Here is a 25,769-nt window from a genome sequence, read left to right as displayed (position 1 = left end):
CGATGATCACCATCGACGGCGTTGCGCAGACGTTCCGCGGCCGGTCCGGCCCGGTCGAGGCGCTCCGCGACATCAACCTGACCATCGGCAACGGCGAGTTCCTGGCCGTGATCGGCCGCTCCGGCTGCGGCAAGTCCACGCTGCTCCGCATGATCAGCGGCCTGCTCAAGCCGACCGCCGGCAACGTGCACGTGGCCGGCGAGCGGGTCCGGTCACCACGCCGCGACGTCGCCATGGTCTTCCAGCGGCCGGCCCTGCTGCCCTGGCGCTCGGTCGAGGACAACGTACTGCTGCCTGTTGAGATCTTCGGCTGGCGCAAATCCGACCACAAACGCCAGGCCGAGGGCTTGCTGGAAATGACCGGCTTGACCGGCTTCCGCAAGCGCCTGCCCCACGAACTCTCCGGCGGCATGCAACAGCGCGTCTCCCTCTGCCGGGCGCTGATCCAGAACCCCAAGGTCATGCTGATGGACGAGCCGTTCTCCGCCCTGGACGCCCTGACCCGCGAGGAACTGGCCGTCGAACTCCAGCGCATCCACATGGAACTGGGCACCACCATCGTCTTCGTAACCCACTCGATCCAGGAAGCCGTCCTCCTGGCCGACCGGGTAGCCGTCCTGAGCGCCCGCCCCGGCCGCCTCCGCCGCCTGGTCGAGATCCCGATCCCGCGCCCGCGCACGTTCGGCCACAACGCCCACTTGGAGCAGGTGGCAACCGTCTCCGCCGAGCTGCACTCCCTCCTGCTGACCGACGAAATTCAACAAATGCAGAGGTACGCCAGCCGGGGCTGACAACCGCACAAACCGCGAACCCCGCCTCCGGCGGCTGCCGCCGCGCCCCAGGCGCGTGGCTGAGGCCGCAGCGCGCCCGCCGGGCTGAAGTGGGTGCCGGGCCGCGCCGCGGTGCCGCCGCCCTTCCACCGCCCTGATCGCTATCCAGCCGGCCTGATCGCCCTCCCGCCGGCCCGATCGCTATCCTGCCGGCCCGACCGCTCTCCCGCCGGCACGCCGCCCTCCCGCCGGCACACCGCCCTCCCGCCGGCACGCCGCCCTCCCGCCGGCCCGACCGCCCTCCCCCCGGCCCCGCTGGAACGCCGCCATGGTGCCGGACAAACCCGAAAAGTCGGGCGCATCGTCGGCGGGTGACGGCGGTGCGGGATAGTGCCGCGGTGATGGCGCCCTGCTACCGGATAAATCCGGAATGTCGGGCCTCACTCGGGGATGAGGGCGGTGGGTGACGGGAGTGGGTGACGGCGCGGTGGGTGATGGGAGTGGGTGACGGCGGTGGGCAACGGCGCGGTGGGGGACGGCAGTGGGGGACGGCGCGGTGGGTGACGGGAGTGGGTGCCGGCGGTGGGTGCCGGCGGTGGGGGACGGCAGTGGGGGACGGCAGTGGGTCAGTGCCAGCGCAGTTTGGCTACCCGGCCCTGCTCGCCCGACGCCCAGCACGCCCTCGGGACGCAGAGGACCGCGTCGAAGCTGCCGGTGTCGAAGCGTTTCCAGGTGCGGCCGCCGTCCGTGGACAGGTCGCTTCCCGTGGGGCCTACCGCCAACGCCGCCGGGCCGCGGCCCACCCACGCGGCGCCCGAGCGGTACTCGCCGGGGACCGTTCGGGCGACCTTCCAGGTGTGGCCGTGCAGGTAGGCGGCGCCGTCCGGGGCCGAGCCGGGGGCCGCGTAGTCGCCGCCCACCGCTATGCCGTGGTGGCGGTCGCGGAAGGCCAGGCTGTAGATGCCGGCGCTGGGGCCGCTCGGGATCGGGGTGCCGGTCACCGACCAGGTGCGGCCGGCATCGGATGACGAGAAGACCCTTGCCGACGCGCCGCCGCCGGTGGCGAACCACGCCTTGCCGGCCGCCGCGACCAGGCAGGTGCCGCTCGCGGCGAAGGCGAACTCGCCGGGCAGGGCGTCCGGCATGCCCGCCGTGGGGCGCAGCTGCCAGGAGCGGCCGCCGTCGGCGGTGGCCAGGATGCGGAATTTGCCGTCCACCGGGTCGGACAGGGCCAGGCCGCGGCGGTGGTCCAGGAAGGTTATGCAGTCGTAGAAGGCGTTCGGGTCCTCGTTGCGGAACGACTCGGTCCAGGAGCGGCCGCCGTCCGATGTGGTGTAGATGCGGGAGTCGGTGCCGGTGCCGATGGTCAGGGCCACCGCGCGCCGGGCGTCGGTCGCCTCGATGTCGCGGAACTGGAGTTCGGCCGTGCCGGGCGGGCCCACCGACTGCCAGGTGCGGCCGCCGTCGACGGTCCGCAGGATAGTGCCGGCCGAGCCGGACACCCAGGCCACCTTGTCGCTCACCGGGGCCAGGCCGCGGAAGCGCGCGGTGGTGCCGGTGTCGCTGAGCTGCCAGGTCGGTGTGCCGCCGGCGGACATACCGGTCGTGGTCGCCAGGACGGCCGCAAACAGAGCGATCGACAACTTTCGCTGCATCGTCATTCCGGCACGTTATCGCTACCGATCGAGCAGGGCACGCAGACGCACGGTGTCGTCGACCGTCCAGCCGGGCGGCGGGGCCACCGCGGCCCAGCCGTCGACGGTGCCGGACTTGTAAACGTGGCCGTGGCCGGTGGGCGCCTTGTTTGCGAACAGCAGGTCGACCGTGGTCTGCCAGAACGTGATGCCGGGATACCAGTGCATGTCGGGGCTGACGTCGGGGCCCCGCTGGCCGTTCAGCCACTGCGGGCGGTGCCAGAACAGGCTGGGGCTCCACCAGACGACCGGGTCGGAGGAGTTCTGCATGTAGACGACGCGCGGCCGGGGGCCGGTGCGTTCGCGCAGTTCGGCCGCCCGGGAGGCGAACTCGACCGGCAGGCCGCGGTAGGACGGGTCCCAGACCGTGCTGCCGGTGGCGCGGCCGGCGGTCAGTTGCTGGTGGATCGGGTTGGCGAAGGTCGGCCCCTCGAGCAGGATGCCGTCGGCGCCGGCCACCATCCGCTCCGCGCTGCCGAACGTCCGCTCGGTCCCGTACGTGCCCAGGCTCTCCCCGAAGATCAGCAGCTTGGGCCGGCTCTGCGGCGGCATCGCCGCCCACCGCTGCTGGACCGCGGTGATCAGGGCGGCGGACGCTTCGGCCACGGTGCCGCGGTCGACCGCGAACGAGATCCAGCTGGGCAGGTACGAGTACTGCATGGAGACCAGCGCGGTGTTGCCGTCGTACATGTACTCCAGGCTGCTGGTCACGTCGTTGTCCACCCAGCCGGTGCCGGTCGGGGTGAAGACCGCGACCACCGAGCGGCCGAACGCGCCGGTCCGTTCCATCTCGCGCAGCACCAGCGCGGCCCGCTGCGGCACCGTCTCGGCCGAGGCCAGGCCGGCGTACAGCCGGATCGGTTCCAGCGCCGGGCGGCCGGTGAACGCGGTCAGCTCGGTGGGAGATGGCGCCTTGGACACGAAGTTGCGGCCCTGACGGCCCAGCGAGTCCCAGGTGATCAGCGAGCCGGGCGCGCCCGAGCGCAGCGGCGAACCGGGCCGGACCACCCCGTGCCCGGTGCCGCTGTCGGTGAGCGCGGCGGACCGGTCGGCCGTCAGGTACAGGTTGCTGATCAGCAGGTTGTCGAACGCGCCGTAGCTGAGCAGGGTCACCACCAGGAAACCGGCGCAGTACGCGGCCGACTCCGGCACCAGGCGGCCGAGCAGCCGGGCGATGCCGTGCGCCGCGAGCCGCAGCAGCCGGGTGATCAGCAGCAGCGTGCCGAAGGTGAGCAGGCTGATCCCGACGGTGCGCAGCACGTCGTACTCCGGCTGGGGTTCCATGCCCAGGCGGATGCGTAACTCGCGCTGCCAGCGGGTGCCGAGCCAGAGAAAAATCAGGACGAGTACGGGGATCAGCGCGAACAGCAGGTGCCAGGCGATCCGTTCGATCCGCCGGCTGGGCCACCAGCGCATCCGCACCAGCGCGCCGATCGCGGTGCCGGCCGCGTAGCCCATGGCCGCGGTGATCCCGGCGACCGCGCCCTGGAGAAACCACGGGCGGGGGAGCAGGGACGGGGTGAAGGACAGGCAGTAGAACAGCGCGGACAGGCCGACGCCGGTGACGCTCAGGCCGCACCGGACGACCCGCCGGCGCGGCTGCGCTGGCGGAGCGGGCTTGGCGCCGGCCGGCCCTTCCGGACCGGGCTGCTCGGGACTGGGCCGCTCCGGACTGTGTTGCTCCGGACTGTGTTGCTCCGGACTGGGCTGCTCCGGACTGGGCCGTGGAGCGGGGACCCGGGTGCGCCACGGCGCGAACGTGTCCGGCGGGAATGTCACCACCAGTCTGCGCACACGTGCTCCCCCCATGCCGAGTTTTCGGCGTCAGCGCGACGGCACGGACGGTTACGTTGACCTGATGGAAGGATCATCCGTCCGCTCACGTGCCGCAACCAGGTTCCGGGCCCTGATGCCATCATTGACGGCCGATGCCACCCGGCTCCTCGGTCGTTCGGACGCGGTCGCGTTTCTCGCCAGGCTGGAGACGTCGCTGCTGGACATCGTCGAGCCCCTGGAGATCGTCTATGGCGACGTGCCGCTGGACGCCCTGGTAGGTGTCGCCCTCGCGGCGGCCGCGGACCGCCCGGCCGGCCTCCGCGATCTCGACCGGCGCCGGGAGATAGACGCCCATTGGTATCAGCGGGCGCGGCAGGTCGGGTACGTCTGCTACGCGGACCGGTTCGCCGGGTCGCTTCGTGCGGTAGCCGACAACTTGGACTATCTGGACGAGCTCGGCGTCACATATCTCCATCTCATGCCGCTGCTGAAGCCGCGCGCGGGCGAGAACGACGGCGGCTACGCGGTGCAGGACTACCGGGCCGTCGACCCGCGGCTCGGCACCATGGACGACCTCACCGAGCTGGCCGGCGACCTGCGCGGGCGCGGCATCAGCCTGTGCGTCGACCTGGTGCTCAACCACACCGCGATGGAGCACCCGTGGGCGGTGGGCTGGCGGGCCGGCGATCCGGCGTACGCGCACTTCTATCTCTCGTTCCCGGACCGCGAGCTGCCGGACGCGTACGAGCGGACCATCGTGCCGGTCTTCCCGGACCGGGCGCCCGGCTCGTTCACCCGCTTCGACGACCGCTGGGTGTGGACCACGTTCTGGAGCTACCAGTGGGACCTCAACTGGGCCAACCCGGCGGTGTTCCGGGCCATGCTGGAGACGATCCTGTGGCTGGCCAACCGGGGCGTCGACGTGTTCCGGCTGGACGCGGTCCCGTTCATGTGGAAGCGGCTCGGCACCACCTGCATGAACCAGCCCGAGGTGCACCGGATCGTGCAGGCGTTGCGGGCGCTGGTCCGGCTCGCCGCCCCCGGCGTGATCTTCAAGGCCGAGGCGATCGTGGCGCCCGACGACCTGGTGCCGTACCTGGGCGGGCACGACCGGTACCGGCCGGAGTGCGAACTCGCGTACCACAACCAGTTGATGGTGATGCTCTGGAGCAGCCTCGCCACCCGGGACGCGCGGCTGATGAGCCAGTCGCTGTCCCGGATGCGGCCGATCCCGGCCGGGGCGTCCTGGGTCACCTACGTCCGCGGGCACGACGACATCGGCTGGGCGATCAGCGAGCCGGACGCCGCCGCGGTGGGCTGGGACTGGTGGAACCACCGCAATTTCCTCAACGCGTTCTTCTCCGGGCGCTTCGCGGGCTCGTACGCCCACGGCGCCCTGTTCCAGGAGAACCCGGACACCGGGGACGCGCGGATCTCCGGGACCGCGGCGTCGCTCTGCGGGATAACGGGTGATCCGGCGAGCTGGCCGCTGGGCGTACGGCGCATGCTTCTGCTCTATGCCGTGGCTTTTGGCTTCGGTGGGATTCCGCTGATCTACATGGGCGACGAACTGGCCATGCGGAACGACGACGGGTATCTCGATGATCCGGCGCTGGCCGACGACAACCGCTGGATGCACCGGCCGCACCTGGACCGGGCCGCGATGGCCCGGCGCACCGACCCGGACACGCTGGAGGGGATGGTGTTCGGCGGACTGCGGCGGCTGATCGCGGCCCGCAAGGACCTGCTGGCGCTGCGGGCCGGCGGCGAGACCGCGGTGGTCGGGGTGGACAACAAGCACGTCTTCGCCTGGCGCCGGCGGCACCCGCGCAGCGGCACATTCGTGGGGCTGGCCAACTTCAGCGAGCAGCCGCAGACGGTCGGGGCGGCGCCGATCGGGCACTACGGCTGGCTGGAGACCGTGCTGAGCAGCGACGGCCCGCTGGTGGTGCGGGAGGGACGGGCCCAGCTGCCGGGGCTCGGTTTCGTGTGGTTAGCAGAGCGGTGAGGGTGCAAATCAGTTCAAGTTCCCGGCTCGCTGCCGATGACTTCGGGCATGAGGCGGTTCGTCAAGCGTGTACGCAACTGGTTGGCCGTGCTGGTCAGCGTGCTCCTGCTGGCTGCTGCGGGAATCGTGGGCATCCTGGTGAACCAGTCGGCGCTGCGCGCGGCCGACTCGGTGCACCGGGCCGACTCGCTGGCTCTCGCGGTGAACAACGGGCGGCTGACCAAGCAGCTCAAGATGCTCACCGCCGCGGAACTCAACGACTTCCAGGCGGAACACCCGATGAGCCTGGTCAAGGGCGACCCGGAGGACACCCGGGCGCTCGCCACGCTGACCGCCAAGAGCGCCACGTTCGGCTACGCCGCGCTGATCACCGACCTCAAGGGCGCCGTGCTCAACGCGAGCCGCCGGGACGGCCTGCCGGCCATGAACGACCCGGCCTGGCAGTCGCTGCGTAAGCAACTGGCCGCCGGTCAGCCGGGCTTCTCGCCGCTGATGACGGTCGACGGCACGTACGTCGAGGCGGTGGCCGTGCCGATCGTGCAGAACGGCAAGCCGGCCGGCGTGCTGGTGGGCCTGAACGCGGTGGCCTCCACGTCGCTGCAGAAGTACCTGGAGCAGCTGCGGGACGAGACCCACACGACCGTGGTGGTGGACTCGGCCGGCCGGATCGGCGCCACCGACACGGCGAGCAACGTCGGCAAGCGGATCGACCCGGCGCTGATCTCGGCGCTGCCGTCGGCGGTGGCCGCCGGCACCTTCGTCGAGTACACCGTGGACGACACCGCGATGGTGGCGATCGTGGTGGGCGGCATGCCGGGCGGCTGGGCGTACGTGCGGACCCAGACCCAGCAGTCGTTCGACGGCGCGGTGCACGCCAAGAGCCAGACGCTGAACGTCACGCTGCTCGCCATGCTGCTGATCGGCGTCGCCGGCATCACCCTGCTCGGCTACCGCACGGTGCTCCAGCGCCGGCGCTCCGACATGCGCTTCCAGGCCCTGTTCCAGCACGCTCCGGACCTGGTGTCGGTGCTCGACTCGCAGGGCCGGCTGTCCTACTCCAGCCCGAGCGCCGCCAAGGTGCTCGGCTTCGAGACCGGCGTGCTGACCGGCACCAGCGTGTTCGACATCGTGCACCCGGACGACCGGTCGTACATCGTGCAGAACTTCGGCGCGCTGCTGGCCCAGCGCGAGGCCGTGCTGCGGCTGCAGTGCCGGGTGCGCTCGGCGCACGGCACCTTCCGCTGGCTGGAGCTCACCGCGTCCAACCAGATGCACAACCCGGCGCTGAACGGCGTCGTGATCAACGCCCGGGACATCTCCGACACCCGGGCCTTCCAGGAGCAGCTGGAGCATGAGGCGTCGCACGACGCGCTCACCGGCCTGCCGAACCGGCGCCGGATGCAGGACGTGCTGGGCGCGTCGCTGCGTAACGACGCGGTGGCGGTGCTCTTCGTCGACCTGGACGGCTTCAAGCCGGTCAACGACGCGCACGGCCACGAGGCCGGCGACGAGCTGCTGCGCCAGGTGGCGGCCCGGCTCAGCGCCTGCATCCGGGAGAACGACGTGCTGTCCCGGGTGGGTGGCGACGAGTTCGTGATCCTGATGCCGGGCGTGCTGGACGAGTCGGACGCCGAGGCGATGCACGACCGGCTGCAGGAGGCGGTCGAGGCCCCGTTCCTGATCGACGGGCACGAGGTGGTGATCGGCGCGAGCGTCGGCGTGCACGTGGCGCCGTCGGCCTGCGACCCGGACGAGGCGCTGCGGGCCGCCGACCACGCGATGTACACGATCAAGAAGTCCGGCGGCGGGCGCGCCCAGCACGAGCCGACGTTCGCCGGGTGGGTGGGCCGGCACCGCAGCGAGCCGTGATGCGGGCACACTGGTGGGGTGTCGAAGATTCTCTCGCGTCGTGACCTGGACTTCCTGCTCTACGAGTGGCTCGGCGTCGAGGCGCTGACCGCCCGGGAGCGGTTCGCCGAGCACTCGCGGGAGACGTTCGACGCGTTCCTCGACCTGTCCGAGCAGATCGCCGAGCGCGACTTCGCCCCGCACAACCGGCGCAACGACATCGAGGAACCCACCTTCGACGGTGTCCGCGTGCAGGTGATCCCCGAGGTGGCCGCCGCGCTCAAGGTCTTCACCGAGTCCGGGTTGCTGGCGGCAACGCTGGACGTCGGGCACGGCGGCTACCAGCTGCCGCACGTGGTGGCCCGGGCCTGCTTCCTCTGGTTCCAGGCCGCCAACATCGGCACCTCGTCGTACCCGATGCTGACCATGGCGAACGCCGGCCTGCTGCTGGCGCACGGCACCGAGGAGCAGGTTGCGACGTTCGTCCGGCCGATGCTCGAGGGCCGGTTCACCGGCACCATGTGCCTGTCCGAACCGCAGGCCGGTTCGTCGCTGAGCGACACGCTGACCCGGGCCGTGCCGGCCGGCGACGGCACCTACAAAGTCTCCGGATCCAAGATGTGGATCTCCGGCGGCGACCACGAGCTGAGCGAGACGATCGTGCACCTGGTGCTGGCCCGAGTGGCCGGCGCGCCGGCCGGGGTCAAGGGCCTGTCGCTGTTCGTGGTGCCCAAGCACCTCGTCGAGCCGGACGGCACGGTCGGCGAGCGGAACGGCGTCACGCTGGCCGGGCTCAACCACAAGATGGGCTACCGGGGCACCACCAACGCGGTCCTCTCCTTCGACGAGGCGACCGGTTACCTGGTCGGCGAACAGGGCCGCGGCCTCGCGTACATGTTCCACATGATGAACGAGGCGCGGATCGGGGTGGGCGCCGGCGCGGTGGCCCTCGGCTACACCGGCTATCTGCACGCGCTGGCCTACAGCCGGGAACGCGTGCAGGGACGACCGGTGGCCGGGAAGGATCCGGCCGCGCCGCCGGTGCCGATCGTGCAGCACCCGGATGTCCGCCGGATGCTGCTCGCGTCGAAGGCGTACGTGGAAGGTGGTTTGGCCCTGGTGCTCTACGCGGCCAAGCTGCTCGACGAGCCGTCGCCCGAGCACGACCTGCTGCTCGACGTGCTCACGCCGATCGTCAAGGCCTGGCCGTCGCAGTGGTGCCGGCTGGCCGACGATCACGCGGTGCAGATCCATGGCGGGTACGGCTACACCCGCGAGTACCCGGTCGAACAGTTCTACCGGGACAATCGCCTCAATTCAATTCATGAGGGTACGGACGGGATCCAGGCCCTCGATCTGCTGGGTCGCAAGGTCACCATGCGGGACGGCGCCGGGCTGGCCCTGCTGCTCGACCGGATCCGGGCGACCGCCCGTCAGGCACCGGACGACCTCGGCGGCCCGGTGCTGGCCGCCTGCGACCGGCTGGCCCGCACCACGGCGACGCTCTGGCGGGACGGCAACCCCACGGTGGCGCTGGCCAACGCCACGGCGTACCTGGACGCGGCCGGGCACCTGGTGGTGGCCTGGATGTGGCTGGCGCAGCGGAACGCGGCCGGCGACCGGGCGGGCGCCTTCTACGACGGCAAGCGGCTCGCGGCCCGCTACTTCATCACCCACGAGCTGCCCCGGACCGGCCCGCTGCTCGACCTGCTCGACTCCCGGGACACCCTGATGGCCGATCTAGACGACCGGTGCCTGGGTTAGGTTGGCGTCATGGCCGCATCCCCTTCGACGCAGGTCGAGGTCGGCGAGTTCGACGTGCGCGTCTCCAACCCCGGCCGGATCTACTTCCCGGACCTCGGGCTGACCAAGCTCGACCTGGTCAACTACTACCTGTCGGTGGGCGACGGCATCGTCCGGGCACTGCGCGAGCGGCCCTGCATGCTGCACCGCTTCCCGGACGGCCTGGCCGGCGAAAAGGTGCACCAGAAACGGGTGCCGCACGGCGCGCCGCCCTGGCTCGAGACGGTCCGGGTCACCTTCCCGCGGTACAACCGGCACGCCGACGAGCTGTGCGTGACCAAGCTGGCCGACGTGATCTGGGCGGTGCAGATGTCGACCGTCGAGTTCCACCCGTGGAACTCGCGGCGGGCCGACACCGAGTGCCCCGACGAGTGGCGCATCGACCTCGACCCGATGCCGGACTGCCCGTTCGACCGGGTGCGCCGGGTCGCCGGGGTGGCCCACGAGGTGCTCGACGAGCTGGGCATCACCGGTTATCCGAAAACCTCCGGCGGACGCGGCCTGCACGTCTATGTCCGGATCAAGCCGGACTGGGGCTTCGCCGACGTACGCCGGGCCGCGCTGGCGTTCGCCCGCGAGGTCGAGCGGCGGGCGCCCGACGACGTGACCACCACCTGGTGGCGCAAGGACCGCGACCCGGAGAAGCTGTTCGTCGACTACAACCAGAACGCCCGCGACCACACCATCGCGAGCGCGTACTCGGTGCGCGGCGTCGCCGAGGCCACCGTGTCGACGCCGGTGGACTGGTCCGAGATCCCCGAGGTCGACCCGCGCGAGTTCACCATCCGGACGGTGCCGGAGCGCTTCGCCCGCCTCGGCGACCTGCACGCCACCATCGACGACCGGGCGCACTCGCTGGCGACGCTGCTCGACTGGGCCGACCGCGACGAACGCGAGGGACTCCCCGACCCCGACGACCCCGACCCCGACGACGGAGGGCAACCGGCATGAAGACCCGCCTCGATCTGCAGCGGACCGGTGGCAACACCACCGGGTTCGAGGTGCCGGAGGACGTCGTCGCGGCGCTCGGCGGCGGTGGCCGGCCCAAGGTCGTGGTGCAGCTCAACGGCCTCACCTTCCGCACCACGATCGCCAAGATGGGCGGCAGCTTCTGGCTCGGGGTCAGCGCCGAGCGCCGGGCCGCGGCCGGCGTCGAGGGCGGCCAGACCTACGACCTCGACATCGAGCTGGACACCCAGCCGCGGGTCATCGAGGTGCCCGCCGACCTCCAGGCGGCGCTGGACGCCGAGCCCGCGGTCGGCGACTTCTGGCAGACCGTGGCGTACAGCAACCAGCGCTGGCACGTCGAGCAGCTGACCTCGGCGAAGACCGACGAGACCCGGGCCCGCCGGCTGGCCAAGTCGCTCGACCTGCTGCGGGCCGGCCGAGCCCGCTAAATCAGGCGCCCTAGCCGGTGCGGTAGGCCACCTCGGGGTCGAGCAGGCGCATCCAGGACGGCCGCCACTGCGGATGGCGGGCGCCCAGCTCCTGCTGGAGGTTGGTGCGCCACGGCCCGGACACGCCGTCGTCGGGCCACCACTGCGGCCACGAGTCGTAGCGGCGTTCCACCCGTATCCCGGTGTCGCCCGTCTCCACCCGCAGGAACAGCCAGTGGCCGTAGCGTGGGTCGCCCTCGGCCCGCCACAGCCGCCGGACCAGCTCGCTCAGCTCGCGCCGCGGCACGCCGGCCGGCGGAAGCTCGCCGCCCTGCAGGCTCAGGCTGGCGCCGTCGGCATAGGCCAGCACGGTGCACCGGCCGTCGCCGGTCGGCGACCGGTCGCGCATCCAGGCGGCCAGCGCGTCCAACTCGGCGGTGGCCGGCGGAGCGGGCCGGTCCAGCTCGCCGGCGTCGTGCATGGCAGCCCACACCATGCGGTCGTGCTCGCCCTGGCTGAGCCGGCGGACCCGGCGCATGGTCGGCCGCTCGCCCGGCGGGATCCGCGGCGGCCGGGTGCCGGTCGTGATGCCGGCCCGGGCCGCCTCGCCCAGCGCGGCCCGGACGTCGAGCGGCGGGTCGGTGAGCCGGCCCAGCAGCCGCTCGAACGCCTCGCCGGTGACCTGCCCGCGGACCGCGGCGGCCAGCAACTGCTCGCCGGCCTCGCGCACCTCGTCCCGCTCGGCCGGGCTGCGCAGCTCGTGCTGGCCCCACTCCTCGACGATCTCACCGAGCTCGCGCAGCGTGTTCTCGTTGCTCAGGATCGGCCCGACGGTCTGCACCAGGCCGTCGGTGACCGGCGTCTGATAACGGGCCCGCGACCACCGGCCCTCGGCGTGCCACACCACGAAGCCGAGCCGGTCGTTCTCGGCCAGCTCGACCAGGTCGTCCCAGGGCAGCCAGGACGGCGCACCGGTGAGCACATCGACGGGCGGATCGGCGGTGACGGTCTCGCTGTGATCCCGGTCATAGCCGAACAGCACGGCCCGCGCGCCGTCGAGCAGCGCGAAGCGGGCCCAGCTGCCGCCGTGGTCGTCGTGATGTGCGCCACTTTCGTCCACGAACCACACATCGGCATAGCCGAGACCGGTAAGCGCGGACGCGATGGTCGCCCATCGGGTCCACAACAATCCGGGCGCGGGCAGGTCGACGTCGGTCAGCATCAGTCCACTGTGCCAAATGCGTTGCCCAACGGGAAAGTTGCGGGACGGTGGCATCACTCCGAACGCGGCCCGGCGCCCGGCGGACCTTCCCCGCCGTCCGCTTCGCCTGGACAGCTTCCGGATTCGAGGCAGACGTGGGACGCCCGGCCCAACCGGCCGGGCGTCCACTTTGGTCAGGTTTCTCGGAAGCCGCCGTTCGTGGGCTTCCAGTCGGCGTACTCGCGTGTGTCCGCGGTCTTACCGGCGATCGAGGCGACGGTGATGAGCAGGAAGAAGATGAGGATTCCGAGTGCCATACGTCGAGCATGCGCGCGTTCGGGCCGGGCCGACAGTGGCAGACTTGCCATACATCTTCTAAATCCTGCCAACCGGCCGTATGCTCCGTCACATGCTCCGCAACATCGCCGTGATCGCGCTTCCGGACGTGGCCGTCTTCGAGCTCGGCGTGCTCTGTGAGCTGTTCGGATACGACCGGACCGCGGAGGGACTGCCGGGTTACGACTTCGCCGTGTGCTCGATCGACGGCCGGCCGGTGACCACCCACGCCGGCTTCGACGTGGTGGCCCAGTTCGGCCTGGACCGGGTCGAGGAGGCCGACCTGGTGGCGGTGGCGCCGTACGCCTACAGCCGCTTCGCGCCCCCCGAGCCGGTGCTCGCGGCGCTGCGCCGGGCCCACGAGCGCGGCGCCTGGGTGATGAGCGTGTGCACGGGCGCGTTCGCGCTGGGTGCGGCCGGGCTGCTCGACGAGCGCCGGTGCACCACCCACTGGCTGCACGCCGACGCGCTGGCCGAGCGCTACCCGGCCGCCAAGGTCGACCCGGACGTGCTCTACGTGCAGGACGACAAGGTGCTGACCAGCGCCGGCACGGCCGCGAGCGTCGACGCCGGCCTGCACGTGGTGCGCCAGGAGCACGGCACCGCGGTGGCCACGATGATCGCCCGCCGGATGGTGGTGCCGCCGCACCGCGACGGCGGGCAGGCACAGTACATCGAGACCCCGGTGCGGCCGATCCAGTGCGAGACGCTCCAGCCGGTGCTGGCCGTGGTGCTGGAGACGCTCGACCGGCCGCACACCGTCGACACCATGGCCGGGCTCGCGCACATGGCCCCGCGCACCTTCGCCCGGAAATTCCGCAGCGAGACCGGGGCCACCCCGCACGACTGGCTCACCCACCAGCGGCTGCTGCTGGCCCGGCGCCTGCTGGAGGAGTCCGACCTCGGCATCGACGCGGTCGCGCTGCGGTCCGGCTTCGGCAGCGCGGCCACCCTGCGGCACCACTTCGCCCAGCGACTGAGCACCACCCCCCAGGCCTACCGCGGCACATTCCGGGGCCAGCCGGTGTGACCCGCCGCCCGGCGGGAACATCGCTGGTATGACCGTGTTCGTGCTGTTCGGCGCCACCGGTGACCTGTCCCGGCGGATGGTTCTGCCGGCGTTCTACACGCTGGCGATCGAGGGCCTGCTCCCGAAGAACTGGATCCTGGTCGGCAACGGCCGCGGCGACGTCTCGCACGAGAACTTCCGGGAGCGGGTGAAGGACGCGCTGGCGGAGTTCGGGCCCAAGCCGGAGGCCGGTCCGTGGCGGGACTTCGCGCGCCGGCTGCGCTTCGCCGGCGGCGGCTTCGACACCGGGTCGCCCGGCAGCCTGCTCGACGTGATCGCCGAGGCGCGCCGGGAGGCCGGCGCCGACGCCCAGCTCATCCACTATCTCGCGGTGCCGCCGTCGACCTTCTCCGGGATGACCGAGGCACTCGCCACGCACGGCCTGGCCGAGGGGTCACGGGTGGTCTACGAGAAGCCGTTCGGCACCTCGCCGGACGCGTTCCGCAAACTCGACCGGCAGGTGCACCGGGTGCTGGACGAGTCGCAGGTCTACCGGATCGACCACTTCCTCGGCAAGGAGGCCACCCAGCAACTGCACGTGATGCGGTTCGCGAACGAGGCGTTCGGCGCGCTGTGGCACCGCCGGCACGTGGAGAGTGTGCAGATCGACGTGCCCGAGACGCTGAGCGTGCGGCAGCGGGCCGAGTTCTACGACGCCACCGGCGCGGTGCTGGACATGCTGGTCACCCACCTGTTCCAGGTGGCCGCCGAGGTGGCCATGGAACCACCGGCCTCGCTCGCGGCGGCCGACCTGCAGGCGGCCCGGGAGCGCGTCATCCGGCGCTTCCGGCCGATCGATCCGGCCGAGACGGTGCTGGGTCAATTCAAAGGCTACAAAGACATCGCGGGGGTACGCGCGCGCTCGCGCACCGACACGTACGTGGCCACCAAGTTGTGGATCGACACCCCGCGCTGGCGTGGCGTGCCGTTCCTGCTGCGCACCGGCAAGCGGATGACCACGAACGCCGAGCAGGTGAGCCTGGTGCTGCGGACCCCGGCCGGTCCGTTCGCGAAGCTGCCGCCGCAGTCCAACGTGCTCACCTTCTCGCTGGCCGGCAGCGGCCAGGTGGAGCTGTCGCTGCTGGCCGGGCAGCCCGGCATCGAGGACGACCTGGCGGCCGCGAAGGTGGCGCTGCCGCTCGCGCACCTGCCCGAGGCGGACCCGCTGCCGCCGTACGCCCGCCTGATCCACGACGTGCTGACCGGGGACCGCTCGCTGTTCACCCGCCCGGACGGCCTGGCCGCCGCGTGGCGCGCCATCAAACCCCTGCTGGACGCGCCGCCGCGGCTGGTCACCTACCCGCCCGGCTCGTGGGGCCCGCCCCAGGCGGCCGGGCTCGCGGCGCCGCACCGCTGGCTGCTGGGTCAGTGAGGGCCGGGCCACTGACGATCTAAGGCCGCTTCGTGGTCGAGCCGGCGACCCACTCGCGCGACCAGTGTCAGCGGCCCGCAACCGTCCGTAGCACCCAATCCGCCGCCTCCGCCACGCTCCCGGCCGCCGCCCCGGCCGCCGGCCGATCGACCAGGATCACCGGGATGCGCAGTTCCCGGGCGGCGTCCAGTTTGGCCGGGTCACCACCGCTGTCCTTGCTGACCAGCACATCGATCCGATGCGCCCGCAGCAGCCGGAGCTCGCCGTCCACGCCGAAGGGTCCGCGGTCCAGCACGACCTCGAGGTGCCGGGGGAGCGGCGGCGCGGGTGGCTCGACCGAGCGGGCCAGAAACCAGCAGTCGTCCCGGCCCGCGAAGGCCGCGATGCTCTGCCGCCCGGTGGTGAGGAAAACGCGGCGGCCGAGGCGGGGGAGCAGCGCGGCGGCCCGCTCCAGGGTGGGCACCCGGTGCCAGACGTCCCCGGTTTGCTCGGTCCAGCCCGGCCGCCGAAGCGCGAGCAGCGGCACGGCGGCGTGCGCGGCGGCCGTGGCGGCGTTGGCGCTGATCCCGGCGGCGAACGGATGCGTCGCGTCGACGACGGCATCGATGCGGTGCTCGCGCAGGTAGGCGGCCAGGCCGTCAGCGCCGCCGAAGCCGCCGATCCGGAGCTCGCCGCGGGGGAGGAGTGGCTTGGTGGTGCGCCCGGCCAGCGAACTGATCACCCGGAGCGGGACGGCGGCGAGCACGTCGGCGAGCGCACGGGCTTCGGTGGTGCCGCCGAGTATGAGGACGGCGGGCGGGGTTACGGGCGGCATCGGGCTGCCGAATACAGGTGGCTGTCGGGGAACTGGGCTGCGGTCAGGGCCGGGCCGACGATTATCACGGCGGTTCGGCGGATGCCGGCCTCGTGGACCGCGGCCGCGATGGTGGACAGGGTGGCTCGCAGGATCTGCTCGTCGGGGCGGCTGGCCCGGGCCACCACCGCCACCGGGCAATCGGGGCCGTAGGCGGGCAGCAACTCGGCCATCACCGCCTCGATGCGCTGCACCGCCAGGTGCAGGACCATCGTCGCTCGGCTGGCGGCCAGGGTGGTCAGGTCTTCGCCGGGGGGCATGGCGGTGGCTCGTTCGGCGGTGCGGGTCAGGATCACCGTCTGGGCCACGCCGGGGACGGTGAGTTCGCGGGACAGGGCGGCGGCGGCCGCGGCGAAGGACGGGACACCGGGGACCACGTCGTAGGGGATGCCGGCGGCGTCCAGGCGGCGCATCTGTTCGGCCACCGCGCTGAACACCGACGGGTCGCCGGAGTGCAGGCGGGCCACGTCGTAACCGGCCGTGTGGGCGGCGGTCATCTCGGTGAGGATCTCGTCCAGGGTCAGGCCGGCGGTGTCGACCAGGCGGGCGCCGGGTGGGCACTCGGCCAGCAGTTCCACCGGCACCAGGCTGCCGGCGTACAGGCACACCGGCGCCGCCGCGAGCAGGCGCTGGCCGCGTACGGTGATCAGGTCTGCGGCGCCCGGACCCGCACCGATGAAATGGACCGTCATCGCACGATCGTCCAGATCGTCACCGGCATCATCGCCCGCCAGCCCGTGAAGCCGCCGACCGGCGCGCCCCGGCTCACCGCGACCCGGGTGAGCTCGCCGCCCAGCCTGGCGTGGCCGGCCGCCAGCACCGCCTCGGACTCGACGGTCACCGCGTTCGCCACCAGGCGGCCGCCGGCGGGCAGCGCCGCAAGGCAGGCGTCCAGCACGCCGTCGCGGGTCACCCCGCCGCCGATGAAGACCGTGCCGGGCGCGGGCAGGCCGGCCAGCGCTTCGGGAGCGCGACCGGGCACCACCCGCAGGGCCGGGACACCGAGGGCGGCCGCGTTCGTGCGGATCATCTCGCAGCGGGCCGGATCGGACTCGACGGCGATCGCCCGGCACGACGGGTGGCTGCGCATCCACTCGATGCCGATGCTGCCGGCGCCGGCGCCGACGTCCCACAGCAGGGCGCCCGGTGCGGGCGCGAGGGCGGCCAGGGTCACGGCGCGGACCTCGCGCTTGGTGAGTTGACCGTCGTGGCGGTACGCGTCGTCGGGCAGACCGGGGACCGCGGCGACCGAGGGGCCGTCGCCGCACTCGACCGCCACCACGTTGAGCGGGTCGCCAGGCGGCTCCGACCAGGTCGCTGCGGTGCCGGTGACCAGGCGTTCGGCGGGACCGCCCAGCTGTTCCAGCACGGTGATCCGGGCCGCGCCGTGACCGGCCGCGGTGAGCCGGGCGGCCAGTTCGGCGGGAGTCGCGGCGCCCCGGGACAGCACCAGGAAGCGGCGGCCGGGGTTGATCAGGCGGTGCACCTCGGCGGGGTCGGCGGTGACCAGGCTCAGCACCTCGGTGGTCGCCAGCGGCCAGCCCAGCCGCGCGGCGGCCAGGGACGCCGCGGACGGGTGCGGCAGCACCCGGACAGCCTCCGCGCCCAGCTGGTTGACGATCGTCGCGCCGATCCCGTGGAGCATCGGGTCGCCGCTGGCCAGGACGCAGACCGAGGCTCCACGGCGGGACTCCAGCAACCCGGGCAGGGCCGGCATCAGCGGGCTCGGCCAGGCGATCCGTTCGGCGGTCACCTCGGCGGGCAGCAGATCGAGCTGGCGGGCGCTGCCGAACACGACGCGGGCCCCGGTGAGCGCGCTTTTACCCGTACCGCCAAGCTCTGACCACCCGCTGGCGCCGATGCCGACCACCGTGACCAAGGCGGGGTTTACGGGCTGCACGCGGTGACGGTATCGCGGGTCCCAGCCAGCAGAATTTCCGGATCCCGTTTGAGCGAAGGGCGCGCCGGGTGCGTACAACATCCAGACGGCTCCCCGAGACCGGGTCGTCACGCCGGCCGCAAGGGGGTGGCAGGCGCCGAAAGGACGACATGCTGGACGGGTGAGGACGAATGGCGCAAGGATCGCCGATGTTCCAGACCTCTCGGGATCAGCGCTATGCGCCCGGAGAGGAGGACGCGCAGTTCTTTGCCGGGCTGCGGTCCGCTCCAGCTGAGGACGACGACGCCAACTACTTCGCGGGCATGCGCCCGCAGGCCGCCGACGACGACCAGCGGTACTCGACCGGTACGCGGATGTCGGACCCGCGGATGCCGTCGGCCCGCAACGCTCCCGCCGCGGCCGATCCGTGGGCCGAGGAGGACGTGGCCGACAGCCGGGGCTACCGGCAGCAGGCGCCCACCTCCTGGGACTCGTACATCGAGCAGGACGACTACGCGCCGTCGAGCGACGACCCGTACCGGCGCAGCGACATCGTCTCGGAGTCGAACACCGACCCGACCGGCTGGAAGGCCACCGGCCCGGCCCGGCCGCCGATCCCGGACGACCGGCCGCCGGCCGAGTCGATCTCCGGGAACCGGCTGCTCACCATCCTGCTGTTCTTCTCCGGCCTGGCCACCAGCGTCGCGCTGTGGCTGTTCAACACCCAGGCCGGCGCGATCAACGACACCGCCACGCTGATGCTCGCGGCCGGCCGGGTCACCGGGCTGATGGGCGGCTACATCCTGTTCATCCAGCTGCTGATGATGAGCCGGGTCTCCTGGCTGGAGGAGTGGGTGGGGGCCCGCGACCTGCTGCGCTGGCACCGCTGGCTGGGCACCTCGCTGGTGATCTTCGTGCTCGCGCACGTCGTGTTCATCGTCTACGGCTACGCGATGCCGGCCAACACCGGCGTCATCGACCAGGGCTGGTCGATCATCACCACCTTCCCGGACATGATCGCGGCGACCGCGGCCACCGGGATCCTGGTCCTGATCAGCCTGATCTCGATCCGGGGCCTCAAGACCAAATTGCCGTACGAGTTGTGGCACGGCATCCACCTGATGGGCTACCTGGTGCTGCTGCTCGGGTACGGCCACCAGGTCGCCACCGGCGCCGACCTGAGCGGCAAGTTCGCCTCGGTGTTCTGGCCGGCCCTGACCGCGCTGGTGATCTCGGCGCTGATCTGGGGCCGCCTGGTCGAACCGCTGTGGCTCAACATGCGGCACAAGTTCGAGGTCGCCGAGGTGGTGGCCGAGGGCGCGACCGCCACGTTCTCGATCTACATCGACGGCAAGAACCTGGAGAAGCTGCCCGCGCAGGCCGGTCAGTTCATGCGGTGGCGGTTCCTGACCCGCAACGGCTGGTGGCAGTCGCACCCGTTCTCGCTCTCGGCGGCGCCCAACTCGGAGTGGCTGCGGCTGACCGTCACGGCGGTCGGCGGGCACACGTCCCGCCTCGCCAAGATGGAGCCCGGCACGCCGGTGTGGGCGCAGGGCCCGTTCGGCGTCTTCACGGCCCAGCGGCGCACTCGGCGCCGGGCCCTGCTGATCGCGGGCGGCAGCGGCATCGCGCCGATCCGCGCCCTGCTCGAGGACATGCCGCCGGACACCATCGTGATCTACCGGGCCGGCCGCCCCGACGAGCTCGTCTTCCGCGGCGAGCTGGAGGAGCTGGCCGAGCGCCGGGACGCCTGGGTGCGCTACATCGTCGGCGGCCGGAACGACCCCGGACCGAAGCGGCTGTTCACCCCGACCGGCCTGCTCGGCCTGGTGCCGGACGTGAGCCGCCGGGACGTGTACCTGTGCGGCCCACCCGGGCTGGTCGAGACCGCCGTGGCCACGCTGCGCGAGCTCGACGTGCCGGACAGCCAGCTGCACCTCGACCCGTTCGAATTCTGATGTGGAAGCTCAACCAGTCCCCTTTTCCTGGTCGGAGCCGCACCCGGCGCAGCGACGCGCCGGCGGCGGTCACCCCGGTACCTCCCGAGGAGCCGGAACCCTCGATCGACCCGGACGACTCTGATCCCGCTTCCGTGGTGAAGGAGAGATCTCGCGATGCGACGTAGTACCGCAGCCGCCGTCGGCACCCTGACCGGCGCAGCCCTGATCGTGGGCGTGCGCCTGAGCGTGCAGCCGCCGGAGGGGCCGGCCGCCGCACCGCCCGCAGTCGACCTGGCCGGCAACGAGCCGACCACGAAGCCGTCCGGCACCAAGAAGCCGGCCCCGCCGAAGGAGGACGCGGCCCAGGAGGCCCCCAGGAGCGGCCTCAAGGACGGCACCTTCAAGGGCAAGGGCGCGACCAACCCGTACGGCACCATCCAGGTCTCGATCAAGGTCGAGGACGGGAAGATCACGGCGGCCGACGCCACCTACCCGACGACCAACGACAGCGCCACGATCAACCCGCCGGCCATCAAGGCGCTGCGGGAGGCGACGCTCGAGGAGCAGAGCGCCGAGGTCGCGGCCGTGTCCGGTGCCACCTACACCACGAAGTCCTACCAGGAGTCGCTGCAGGCAGCGTTGGACGCCGCCAAGGCGTAGGGTCACTGTCCGTGCGCCACGTCGAGCAGGTCATGGGTACGGCGGTCAGCATCGAACTGGCCGCCACGTCCCCGGATCTGCCCGACCTGATCTCCGACGTGTGCGCCTGGCTGCACGCCGTGGACGCACGGTTCAGCACGTATCGGGACGACAGCGAGGTCTGCCGGCTGCGCCGCGGCGAACTCAAGCCCGCCGACTGCTCGCCCGACCTCCAGCACGTGCTGTCCGCGTGCGACGCCCTGTGGCACGACACGGACGGTTACTTCGACGCGTACGCCCGCGGCCCCCTCGACCCGTCCGGCTACGTCAAGGGCTGGTCGGTCGAGGTCGCCTCGGAGCGCCTGGTGGCGGCCGGCTGCGCCAACCACTTCATCAACGCGGGCGGCGACATCCGCACCCGCGGGCACCAGGCCGACGGCACCCCGTGGCGGATCGGCATCCGGCATCCGTCGGTACCCGACAGGCTGAGCTGGGTGCTGGCGCTGACCGACGGGGCGGTGGCGACGTCCGGGATGTACGAGCGGGGCGACCATGTCATCAACCCGCGCACCGGCATGCCGTCGAAAGGCCTGCGTTCGGTCACGGTGGTCGGTCCCACGCTCGCCATGGCTGACGCGTACGCGACGGCGGCGCTGGCCATGGGCGAACCGGCCCTGTCCTGGCTCGCGAAGCTGGCAACCGACGGCTACGAGTCGGCCGTGGTCACCGATGACGGCCGTGCCTTCACCTCCGCGGGCCTGCCGGTGGCCCCTGCCTAGACGGTCCGCCCGGGCGCCACCAGGTGGTTCTGGTAGGCGGCCACGATCGCCTGGCCGCGGTCCTTCACCTCGAGCTTCATGAGGATGCGGCAGACGTGCGTCTTCACCGTCGCCTCGGAGAGGAACAGCCGCTCGGCGATCTCCTGGTTCTGCATCCCGAGGGCCATGTGCTCGAGAACTTCCCGCTCCCGCGGCGTGAGCCGGTCGAGAATGCCGGAGACCGCCCGGGCCGGCCCGGACCGGCTGGCGATGTCGGCGATCACCCCACGCGTCACGGCCGGATGCAGGTAGGCGTTCCCGGCACAGACCTCCCGGATCGCGGCCGCCAGATCGGTGGGTGCACCGTCCTTGAGCAGGAACCCGGAGGCACCCGCCCGCAGCGCCGCATAGACGTCCTCGTCCCCGCTGAGGGTGGTGAGAACCAGGACCTTGACCGGGTGCTCGAACTCGTCCGCGGTGATCTCCCGGGTCGCCCCGATCCCGTCGAGGTTGGGCATCTTGAGGTCCATCACGACGATGTCCGGCTTGAGCTCCCGAGCCATCTGCACGGCCTGAACCCCGTCGTCGGCCTCGCCGACCACCTCCATCCCCGGCTGCGCCGAGAGCAGCATGGCCAGCCCGGCCCGGATGAGTATCGAGTCGTCAGCCAGCAGCACACGGATGACCATGCGGTGATTATCGCCCCAGTTTTCCCAGGTCGCAGGCGTTCCGGGCGCGGGCATACCGCTGTGGCGGTACATCCCCGGCGGTAGTTCGGGGGTGCGGTCACCAACCGGGGCCGTAAGCCGGCGACACCGCCGTGGGCGGACGCGGTTTACCCGGCCGGGCTCGCACGATATGTGCAGTTCGAAGCCACCAGGAGGAACGCCGTGAACACCACCACCAGGACCGCATCCGGTCATGTCGCACTGGGCCTGCTCGCGGCCTCGGGCACCGCCTTCTTCGGTACCGCCGCGACCGGCTTTGTCACCCGCCTCGCCGGCGGCGGAGCGGTCGACGCCGGCCTGCCGATGGCCGTCGCGCTGCTCGCCACCGCCCTCGCCTTCGCGTGGGCCCGGCGGACCTCGCCGGTCGCCCGCTTCCACGGCCGGGCGTTCCGCTACCTCCTCGACACCCAGGTGCTCGTGCTGCTGACCGCCCTGAGCGGCCCGCACCCCGGCGTCATGGCCACGGTCGCCGTCACCTTCGTCGTGCTCCGCCTGCTCACCGCCTCCGCGCTGAGCCCCACCACGACCCGCCGCCCTTAGAAGTCGGCCACGATGTACGGCATCCGGCGCGGGAACATCTCGGCCAGCACCGGAACCGCCGCGACGTCTCCCAGCCCGCGGACGCCGATCTCGACGGGGTCCAGCACGCCGTACAGCAAACCGCTGAAACCCGCCGCACTCAGCGTGGCCACCGGGTTGGTGCCCTTGGTGACCGACAGCCGGCCGGCGGCGCTCTCCAGCTGCCACACGCCGCCGATCAACTCGTCGTCGACGATCTCGACCGTGACCGCTCCCGGTCCCGCCGGAGTGCCGGTGAGCGCCTCCATGTCGAGCACCCGGACCATCGGGGCGTTCCGGTCCGGGCCGCCCACCTGACCCTCGGTAACAACCGCGATATCGGTGCCCCACAGCTCGGGCACCTCGTCGGTGCTGACGGTCAGCACGATCCGGGAGACCTGGTCGACGTGCCGGCCGAGGAACTGGAGCAGCAGCGCCTGACCGACCGGCCCGGTGGTGAGCAGGTGGGAGGCCCGGAGGTCACCGGCGGACCGGTCGATCCGGTAGCGCAGCACCCCCACCACCTCGCCGCCGGAGCGCGCGATCGCCACCCAGTACCGATCGTTGCGGAAGCCGGCCGCGCGCACCTCGTCGAACACCGCGAACCCGTGCCGCCGCGTCAGCAGGTGCCGGGTGAACGCGTCGTACACCTCAAAGCCGTCGGCCATCGAGACCTGCTCGACCTCGCCGCCCAGCTCGGCCCGGGTGAGATGGCTGAGCCCCTCGGGCGAGAACGACGCCGTGCGGTGCCGCGGAATCCCCACGAAGCCGAACCGCGCGTAGAAGCTGGGCCGGAACGGGTAGAGCGCGCTAACCACGCAGCCCTCGTCGCGCATCTGCCGCAGCAGCCGCCGCATCAGTTCGCGCACCAGCCCCCGCCGCCGCGCCGACGGGTGCGTCGCCACCGAGGCCACGCCGGCCATGTCGTGCACCAGCCCGCGCACGTTCTGCTGCATCCGGAACGCCGCCGCCCCCGCCAGCGCCTGCCCGTCCTCCTCGGCGACGAGGCTCACCGCCGACTCGTAGTACTGCATGCGCTCGCGGTATTTGTCCCGCTCCTCCGCAGGCCAGGGCGAGGGCATGAAGGCGTACGCCTGCAGCGGAAACATCTTGTCCGTACGCTCGGCGGCGGTGATCTGTCGGAAGTCCATGCCCCATCCAACACCGTCCGCCCGACGCGCCGGGGTACCCCGGTTTGGCAAGGCGCAGGCGGACCAGCTAAGGTTTCATCCGTCGCCAGGGAGCGCAAGCCCCCCGGACAGACAAGCGGACGTAGCGCAGCTGGTAGCGCATCACCTTGCCAAGGTGAGGGTCGCGGGTTCGAATCCCGTCGTCCGCTCGGAGCGGCCTTCACAGGTTAAGTGCGGGGCCAACTCGGTGGAGTGGCCGAGAGGCGAGGCAACGGCCTGCAAAGCCGTGTACACGGGTTCAAATCCCGTCTCCACCTCGGCGAAAGCCTAGGGCGATTGGCGCAGCGGGAGCGCGCTTCCTTGACACGGAAGAGGTCACTGGTTCGATCCCAGTATCGCCCACCAAGCAAAACGCCAGGTCAAAGCGGGTTTCGTTCCTTGGGGACGGAGCCCGTTTCTTGTTGCTGGGAGCCCCCAGGAGAATCCTGGGAGAAAATCTTGGCTGGCTCACTGTGCCTCTCCTGTCAGGAGACGGTCGAGCACGGCGACCGGTGATCTCGGGTTGAGTTGGCGCCGAGCTTCCAGCGCCTCCGACCAGACGGTTGTCAGCCCGTCCAGCAGCCGCCGGACCATCTCGGCCGTGACGTGCGAATATAGCGCCTGGACGGACCCGTCCGCGTGGCCCATCTGTGCGTCCATCAGCCCGGCAGGCGTGCCGAGTTCGATCATCATCGTCTTGTAGGTGTGCCGGAGGCCGTGCGGGGTCAGACCGCGTGCGATTGGCAGCCAGCAGGCGTCCGCCTTTTCCGATGCCCCACGGCCCCGGATCGGGACGCCGGGCCACGGGTCGGCGAGCACCGGCACCGGTGCGGCGAGCCGGGGAGCCTTCGCGGGGTAGCCACCCGTGGCCGCCGGCTGGAACAGCCAGGTCGCGAACCCGTTGCGGCGCCAGTGCGGAGCGAGCTGCCCGGACGGCCGGCCCCGCGCATAGCCCAACTGTTGGGCTGCCGCCAGCACCCGTGCCCGGGTCACCTCGGCGACGACCGGCTTCCCGCTCAGCACCGCCGATGCCGTGCCCACGGCGACCTCGGCGAGCCGGGCAACGTCGGCCAGCCGGGGACCGACCGGTTCTGCCTTACTCTTCGTCGCCCGATGCCCGCTGAACACGCACCGCAGGTTGTGGCAGGGGCAGGGCTGCGGGCGCACCCGACCCAGGTGATCCGTCAAGAGCATGGTCAGCCAATCGGGCGCGGCCACGGTGCGGCGGGACTCGTCCTTCGGCGGGCAGCGCTCGAACCGGCCGTTGTCCAACTCGTACAGCTGCCACTCCACACGGATCGCGGCCGGGCGCACGTACTGCGTTTCCAGCCCGACGAGTTCACCCCACCGCATGCCCGTGAAGCCCAACGTCGTGACCGCCACGAACTCGTCGTCACGGCCGGACAGCAGCGCCGCCCGCTCTGCGATCAGCAGCACGCCGAGTGCCGACGTGATGACCTTTTCGGCGGCCCGGTGTTGCGCGCGGCCGGTGCGCTTGCCGCGACCCTTACGCCGGGCCGCGACGTTCACGTCCGCCAGGTTCTCCTCCACCGCGTCGGCCAGGAGCAGATGCAGCAGGGAACGCCACGAGCGGATGCTCGACTCGGCGTAGCCCGCAGCCCGCTCCCGCTTCTCCCACTTGACGACCTCATCCCGGGTGATGTCGGCCAGCGGCATTTCCCCGAAGAACGGCAGGAGGTGTTCTTCCAGCCGACGGCGGTAGTTCTGCATCGTGGACGCCGCCAGGTCCTGCCGGGCATACCAGGTGTCGGCGTACCGGCCGAAGGTCCAGCGGCCGACCGGCCTGCTCCGCAGCAGACCAGCCCGTACCTCAGCCTCCTTCTCGTTCGCGGCCTGTTCGGCAGCGCGCCGGCTGCGGAACTTGACCGCGGCCCCGGTCTCATCCAGGATCGTCAGATACGTTCCCGGCTTGGACTTGTACCGGGCACGCCAGTAGTCGCCTCTCCGCTCGGCGAATCCCATTTCCTACTC

At 71.7% G+C, this 25,769-nt stretch carries 22 protein-coding genes and 3 tRNA genes; 15 read left to right on the top strand and 10 right to left on the bottom strand.

Features of this window, described 5'->3' with window-relative positions; all coding sequences use genetic code 11:
- The first annotated feature begins 2 nt into the window (after positions 1–2).
- Entirely contained in the window at positions 3–791 is a 789-nt protein-coding gene (locus Ari01nite_RS04015; RefSeq protein ID WP_203779476.1) for an ABC transporter ATP-binding protein, read from the top strand.
- Between the two features lie 605 nt (positions 792–1,396).
- On the opposite strand, the gene Ari01nite_RS04010 is transcribed toward Ari01nite_RS04015, so the two are convergent.
- Both Ari01nite_RS04010 and Ari01nite_RS04005 read right to left on the bottom strand, forming a co-directional pair.
- The gene (locus tag Ari01nite_RS04010; RefSeq protein WP_203779474.1) at positions 1,397–2,431 is read right to left on the bottom strand and encodes a WD40/YVTN/BNR-like repeat-containing protein; all 1,035 of its coding nucleotides are present in this window, start codon (positions 2,429–2,431) and stop codon (positions 1,397–1,399) included.
- Positions 2,432–2,446: 15 nt separating this feature from the next.
- Entirely contained in the window at positions 2,447–4,258 is a 1,812-nt protein-coding gene (locus Ari01nite_RS04005; RefSeq protein WP_239162459.1) for an alpha/beta hydrolase, read from the bottom strand.
- A 115-nt stretch (positions 4,259–4,373) separates the two neighbouring features.
- Here Ari01nite_RS04005 and Ari01nite_RS04000 point away from each other — a divergent pair, with 115 nt between their 5' ends.
- From Ari01nite_RS04000 to Ari01nite_RS03980, 5 genes are read left to right on the top strand one after another with little or no spacing between them, the layout of a single operon-like run.
- Positions 4,374–6,248, top strand: a complete 1,875-nt coding sequence (locus tag Ari01nite_RS04000; protein WP_203779472.1) for an alpha-amylase family glycosyl hydrolase — start codon at positions 4,374–4,376, stop codon at positions 6,246–6,248.
- Between the two features lie 48 nt (positions 6,249–6,296).
- Positions 6,297–8,117: a sensor domain-containing diguanylate cyclase gene (locus tag Ari01nite_RS03995; RefSeq protein ID WP_203779463.1), complete on the top strand. Its 1,821-nt coding sequence runs from the start codon at positions 6,297–6,299 to the stop codon at positions 8,115–8,117.
- Positions 8,118–8,135: 18 nt separating this feature from the next.
- Positions 8,136–9,860 (top strand): acyl-CoA dehydrogenase, encoded by a 1,725-nt coding sequence (locus Ari01nite_RS03990; protein WP_203779456.1) that lies wholly within the window; start codon positions 8,136–8,138, stop codon positions 9,858–9,860.
- A gap of 9 nt (positions 9,861–9,869) precedes the next feature.
- Positions 9,870–10,850 carry a non-homologous end-joining DNA ligase gene (gene ligD / locus Ari01nite_RS03985; protein ID WP_203779454.1) on the top strand — a complete coding sequence of 327 codons (981 nt, stop codon included), beginning with the start codon at positions 9,870–9,872 and terminating at the stop codon, positions 10,848–10,850.
- On the top strand, positions 10,847–11,296 hold the full coding sequence (locus Ari01nite_RS03980; protein ID WP_203779453.1) for a YdeI/OmpD-associated family protein: 450 nt from the start codon (positions 10,847–10,849) through the stop codon (positions 11,294–11,296). Before ligD ends, Ari01nite_RS03980 begins: the two co-directional genes overlap by 4 nt.
- A gap of 10 nt (positions 11,297–11,306) precedes the next feature.
- On the opposite strand, the gene Ari01nite_RS03975 is transcribed toward Ari01nite_RS03980, so the two are convergent.
- Entirely contained in the window at positions 11,307–12,497 is a 1,191-nt protein-coding gene (locus Ari01nite_RS03975; RefSeq protein ID WP_203779451.1) for a hypothetical protein, read from the bottom strand.
- 173 nt (positions 12,498–12,670) lie between these two features.
- Positions 12,671–12,793, bottom strand: a complete 123-nt coding sequence (locus Ari01nite_RS50810) for a hypothetical protein (RefSeq protein WP_275410821.1) — start codon at positions 12,791–12,793, stop codon at positions 12,671–12,673.
- A 92-nt stretch (positions 12,794–12,885) separates the two neighbouring features.
- Here Ari01nite_RS50810 and Ari01nite_RS03970 point away from each other — a divergent pair, with 92 nt between their 5' ends.
- Positions 12,886–13,842, top strand: a complete 957-nt coding sequence (locus Ari01nite_RS03970; RefSeq protein WP_203779449.1) for a GlxA family transcriptional regulator — start codon at positions 12,886–12,888, stop codon at positions 13,840–13,842.
- A gap of 28 nt (positions 13,843–13,870) precedes the next feature.
- Positions 13,871–15,253, top strand: a complete 1,383-nt coding sequence (locus tag Ari01nite_RS03965) for a glucose-6-phosphate dehydrogenase (protein ID WP_203779442.1) — start codon at positions 13,871–13,873, stop codon at positions 15,251–15,253.
- A 67-nt stretch (positions 15,254–15,320) separates the two neighbouring features.
- Here Ari01nite_RS03965 and Ari01nite_RS03960 read toward each other — a convergent pair whose 3' ends face one another.
- The 3 genes from Ari01nite_RS03960 to cbiE are packed head-to-tail and all read right to left on the bottom strand — an operon-like array spanning position 15,321 to position 18,006.
- The gene (locus Ari01nite_RS03960; protein WP_203779440.1) at positions 15,321–16,067 is read right to left on the bottom strand and encodes a cobalt-precorrin-6A reductase; all 747 of its coding nucleotides are present in this window, start codon (positions 16,065–16,067) and stop codon (positions 15,321–15,323) included.
- A complete protein-coding gene (cobM, locus tag Ari01nite_RS03955) occupies positions 16,055–16,798 on the bottom strand; it encodes a precorrin-4 C(11)-methyltransferase (RefSeq protein ID WP_203779439.1) in 744 nt (247 codons plus the stop codon). The genes Ari01nite_RS03960 and cobM overlap by 13 nt, the downstream gene beginning before the upstream one ends.
- Positions 16,795–18,006, bottom strand: coding sequence for a precorrin-6y C5,15-methyltransferase (decarboxylating) subunit CbiE (gene cbiE / locus Ari01nite_RS03950; RefSeq protein WP_239162458.1), 1,212 nt, complete (start codon positions 18,004–18,006; stop codon positions 16,795–16,797). Before cbiE ends, cobM begins: the two co-directional genes overlap by 4 nt.
- 188 nt (positions 18,007–18,194) lie before the next feature.
- Here cbiE and Ari01nite_RS03945 point away from each other — a divergent pair, with 188 nt between their 5' ends.
- The 3 genes from Ari01nite_RS03945 to Ari01nite_RS03935 all read left to right on the top strand — a co-directional run bounded on the left by Ari01nite_RS03945 (position 18,195) and on the right by Ari01nite_RS03935 (position 21,343).
- Positions 18,195–19,943: a ferredoxin reductase family protein gene (locus tag Ari01nite_RS03945; protein ID WP_239162457.1), complete on the top strand. Its 1,749-nt coding sequence runs from the start codon at positions 18,195–18,197 to the stop codon at positions 19,941–19,943.
- Between the two features lie 156 nt (positions 19,944–20,099).
- Positions 20,100–20,585: an FMN-binding protein gene (locus Ari01nite_RS03940; protein ID WP_203779434.1), complete on the top strand. Its 486-nt coding sequence runs from the start codon at positions 20,100–20,102 to the stop codon at positions 20,583–20,585.
- A gap of 32 nt (positions 20,586–20,617) precedes the next feature.
- Positions 20,618–21,343, top strand: coding sequence for an FAD:protein FMN transferase (locus Ari01nite_RS03935; protein ID WP_203780283.1), 726 nt, complete (start codon positions 20,618–20,620; stop codon positions 21,341–21,343).
- Here Ari01nite_RS03935 and Ari01nite_RS03930 read toward each other — a convergent pair.
- Positions 21,340–22,011 carry a response regulator gene (locus Ari01nite_RS03930; RefSeq protein WP_203779426.1) on the bottom strand — a complete coding sequence of 224 codons (672 nt, stop codon included), beginning with the start codon at positions 22,009–22,011 and terminating at the stop codon, positions 21,340–21,342. The genes Ari01nite_RS03935 and Ari01nite_RS03930 overlap by 4 nt on opposite strands.
- A 201-nt stretch (positions 22,012–22,212) precedes the next feature.
- Between Ari01nite_RS03930 and Ari01nite_RS03925 the strand changes: the two genes are divergently transcribed.
- Entirely contained in the window at positions 22,213–22,590 is a 378-nt protein-coding gene (locus Ari01nite_RS03925; protein ID WP_203779424.1) for a hypothetical protein, read from the top strand.
- Here Ari01nite_RS03925 and Ari01nite_RS03920 read toward each other — a convergent pair.
- Complete coding sequence (locus Ari01nite_RS03920) at positions 22,587–23,759, bottom strand: GNAT family N-acetyltransferase (RefSeq protein ID WP_203779422.1); 1,173 nt, start codon at positions 23,757–23,759, stop codon at positions 22,587–22,589. The genes Ari01nite_RS03925 and Ari01nite_RS03920 overlap by 4 nt on opposite strands.
- Before the next feature lie 115 nt (positions 23,760–23,874).
- On the opposite strand from Ari01nite_RS03920, the gene Ari01nite_RS03915 reads away from it, so the two are divergent.
- From Ari01nite_RS03915 to Ari01nite_RS03905, 3 genes are all read left to right on the top strand, one after another.
- Positions 23,875–23,947 (top strand) — tRNA-Gly (locus Ari01nite_RS03915).
- 37 nt (positions 23,948–23,984) lie between these two features.
- Positions 23,985–24,055, top strand: a tRNA-Cys gene (locus Ari01nite_RS03910).
- Between the two features lie 13 nt (positions 24,056–24,068).
- Positions 24,069–24,143 (top strand) — tRNA-Val (locus Ari01nite_RS03905).
- 102 nt (positions 24,144–24,245) lie between these two features.
- Here the strand turns inward: Ari01nite_RS03905 and Ari01nite_RS03900 are convergent.
- Entirely contained in the window at positions 24,246–25,760 is a 1,515-nt protein-coding gene (locus tag Ari01nite_RS03900) for a LacI family DNA-binding transcriptional regulator (RefSeq protein WP_203779420.1), read from the bottom strand.
- Positions 25,761–25,769: the final 9 nt, after the last annotated feature.

It is taken from the genome of Paractinoplanes rishiriensis, from assembly GCF_016862375.1.
GTDB lineage: Bacteria > Actinomycetota > Actinomycetes > Mycobacteriales > Micromonosporaceae > Actinoplanes > Actinoplanes rishiriensis.
This window is presented reverse-complemented; position numbering and strand designations above follow the sequence as displayed.

Bases quoted from the DNA above. Each gene is read 5' to 3' on its own strand.
- Ari01nite_RS04015 (WP_203779476.1), top strand. From the start codon at position 3: ATGATCACCATCGACGGCGTTGCGCAGACGTTCCGCGGCCGGTCCGGC.
- Ari01nite_RS04010 (WP_203779474.1), bottom strand. From the start codon at position 2,431: ATGACGATGCAGCGAAAGTTGTCGATCGCTCTGTTTGCGGCCGTCCTG.
- Ari01nite_RS04000 (WP_203779472.1), top strand. From the start codon at position 4,374: ATGCCATCATTGACGGCCGATGCCACCCGGCTCCTCGGTCGTTCGGAC.
- Ari01nite_RS03995 (WP_203779463.1), top strand. From the start codon at position 6,297: ATGAGGCGGTTCGTCAAGCGTGTACGCAACTGGTTGGCCGTGCTGGTC.
- ligD (WP_203779454.1), top strand. From the start codon at position 9,870: ATGGCCGCATCCCCTTCGACGCAGGTCGAGGTCGGCGAGTTCGACGTG.
- Ari01nite_RS03980 (WP_203779453.1), top strand. From the start codon at position 10,847: ATGAAGACCCGCCTCGATCTGCAGCGGACCGGTGGCAACACCACCGGG.
- Ari01nite_RS03975 (WP_203779451.1), bottom strand. From the start codon at position 12,497: ATGCTGACCGACGTCGACCTGCCCGCGCCCGGATTGTTGTGGACCCGA.
- Ari01nite_RS50810 (WP_275410821.1), bottom strand. From the start codon at position 12,793: ATGGCACTCGGAATCCTCATCTTCTTCCTGCTCATCACCGTCGCCTCG.
- Ari01nite_RS03970 (WP_203779449.1), top strand. From the start codon at position 12,886: ATGCTCCGCAACATCGCCGTGATCGCGCTTCCGGACGTGGCCGTCTTC.
- Ari01nite_RS03965 (WP_203779442.1), top strand. From the start codon at position 13,871: ATGACCGTGTTCGTGCTGTTCGGCGCCACCGGTGACCTGTCCCGGCGG.
- Ari01nite_RS03960 (WP_203779440.1), bottom strand. From the start codon at position 16,067: ATGCCGCCCGTAACCCCGCCCGCCGTCCTCATACTCGGCGGCACCACC.
- cobM (WP_203779439.1), bottom strand. From the start codon at position 16,798: ATGACGGTCCATTTCATCGGTGCGGGTCCGGGCGCCGCAGACCTGATC.
- Ari01nite_RS03945 (WP_239162457.1), top strand. From the start codon at position 18,195: ATGTTCCAGACCTCTCGGGATCAGCGCTATGCGCCCGGAGAGGAGGAC.
- Ari01nite_RS03940 (WP_203779434.1), top strand. From the start codon at position 20,100: ATGCGACGTAGTACCGCAGCCGCCGTCGGCACCCTGACCGGCGCAGCC.
- Ari01nite_RS03935 (WP_203780283.1), top strand. From the start codon at position 20,618: ATGGGTACGGCGGTCAGCATCGAACTGGCCGCCACGTCCCCGGATCTG.
- Ari01nite_RS03930 (WP_203779426.1), bottom strand. From the start codon at position 22,011: ATGGTCATCCGTGTGCTGCTGGCTGACGACTCGATACTCATCCGGGCC.
- Ari01nite_RS03920 (WP_203779422.1), bottom strand. From the start codon at position 23,759: ATGGACTTCCGACAGATCACCGCCGCCGAGCGTACGGACAAGATGTTT.
- Ari01nite_RS03900 (WP_203779420.1), bottom strand. From the start codon at position 25,760: ATGGGATTCGCCGAGCGGAGAGGCGACTACTGGCGTGCCCGGTACAAG.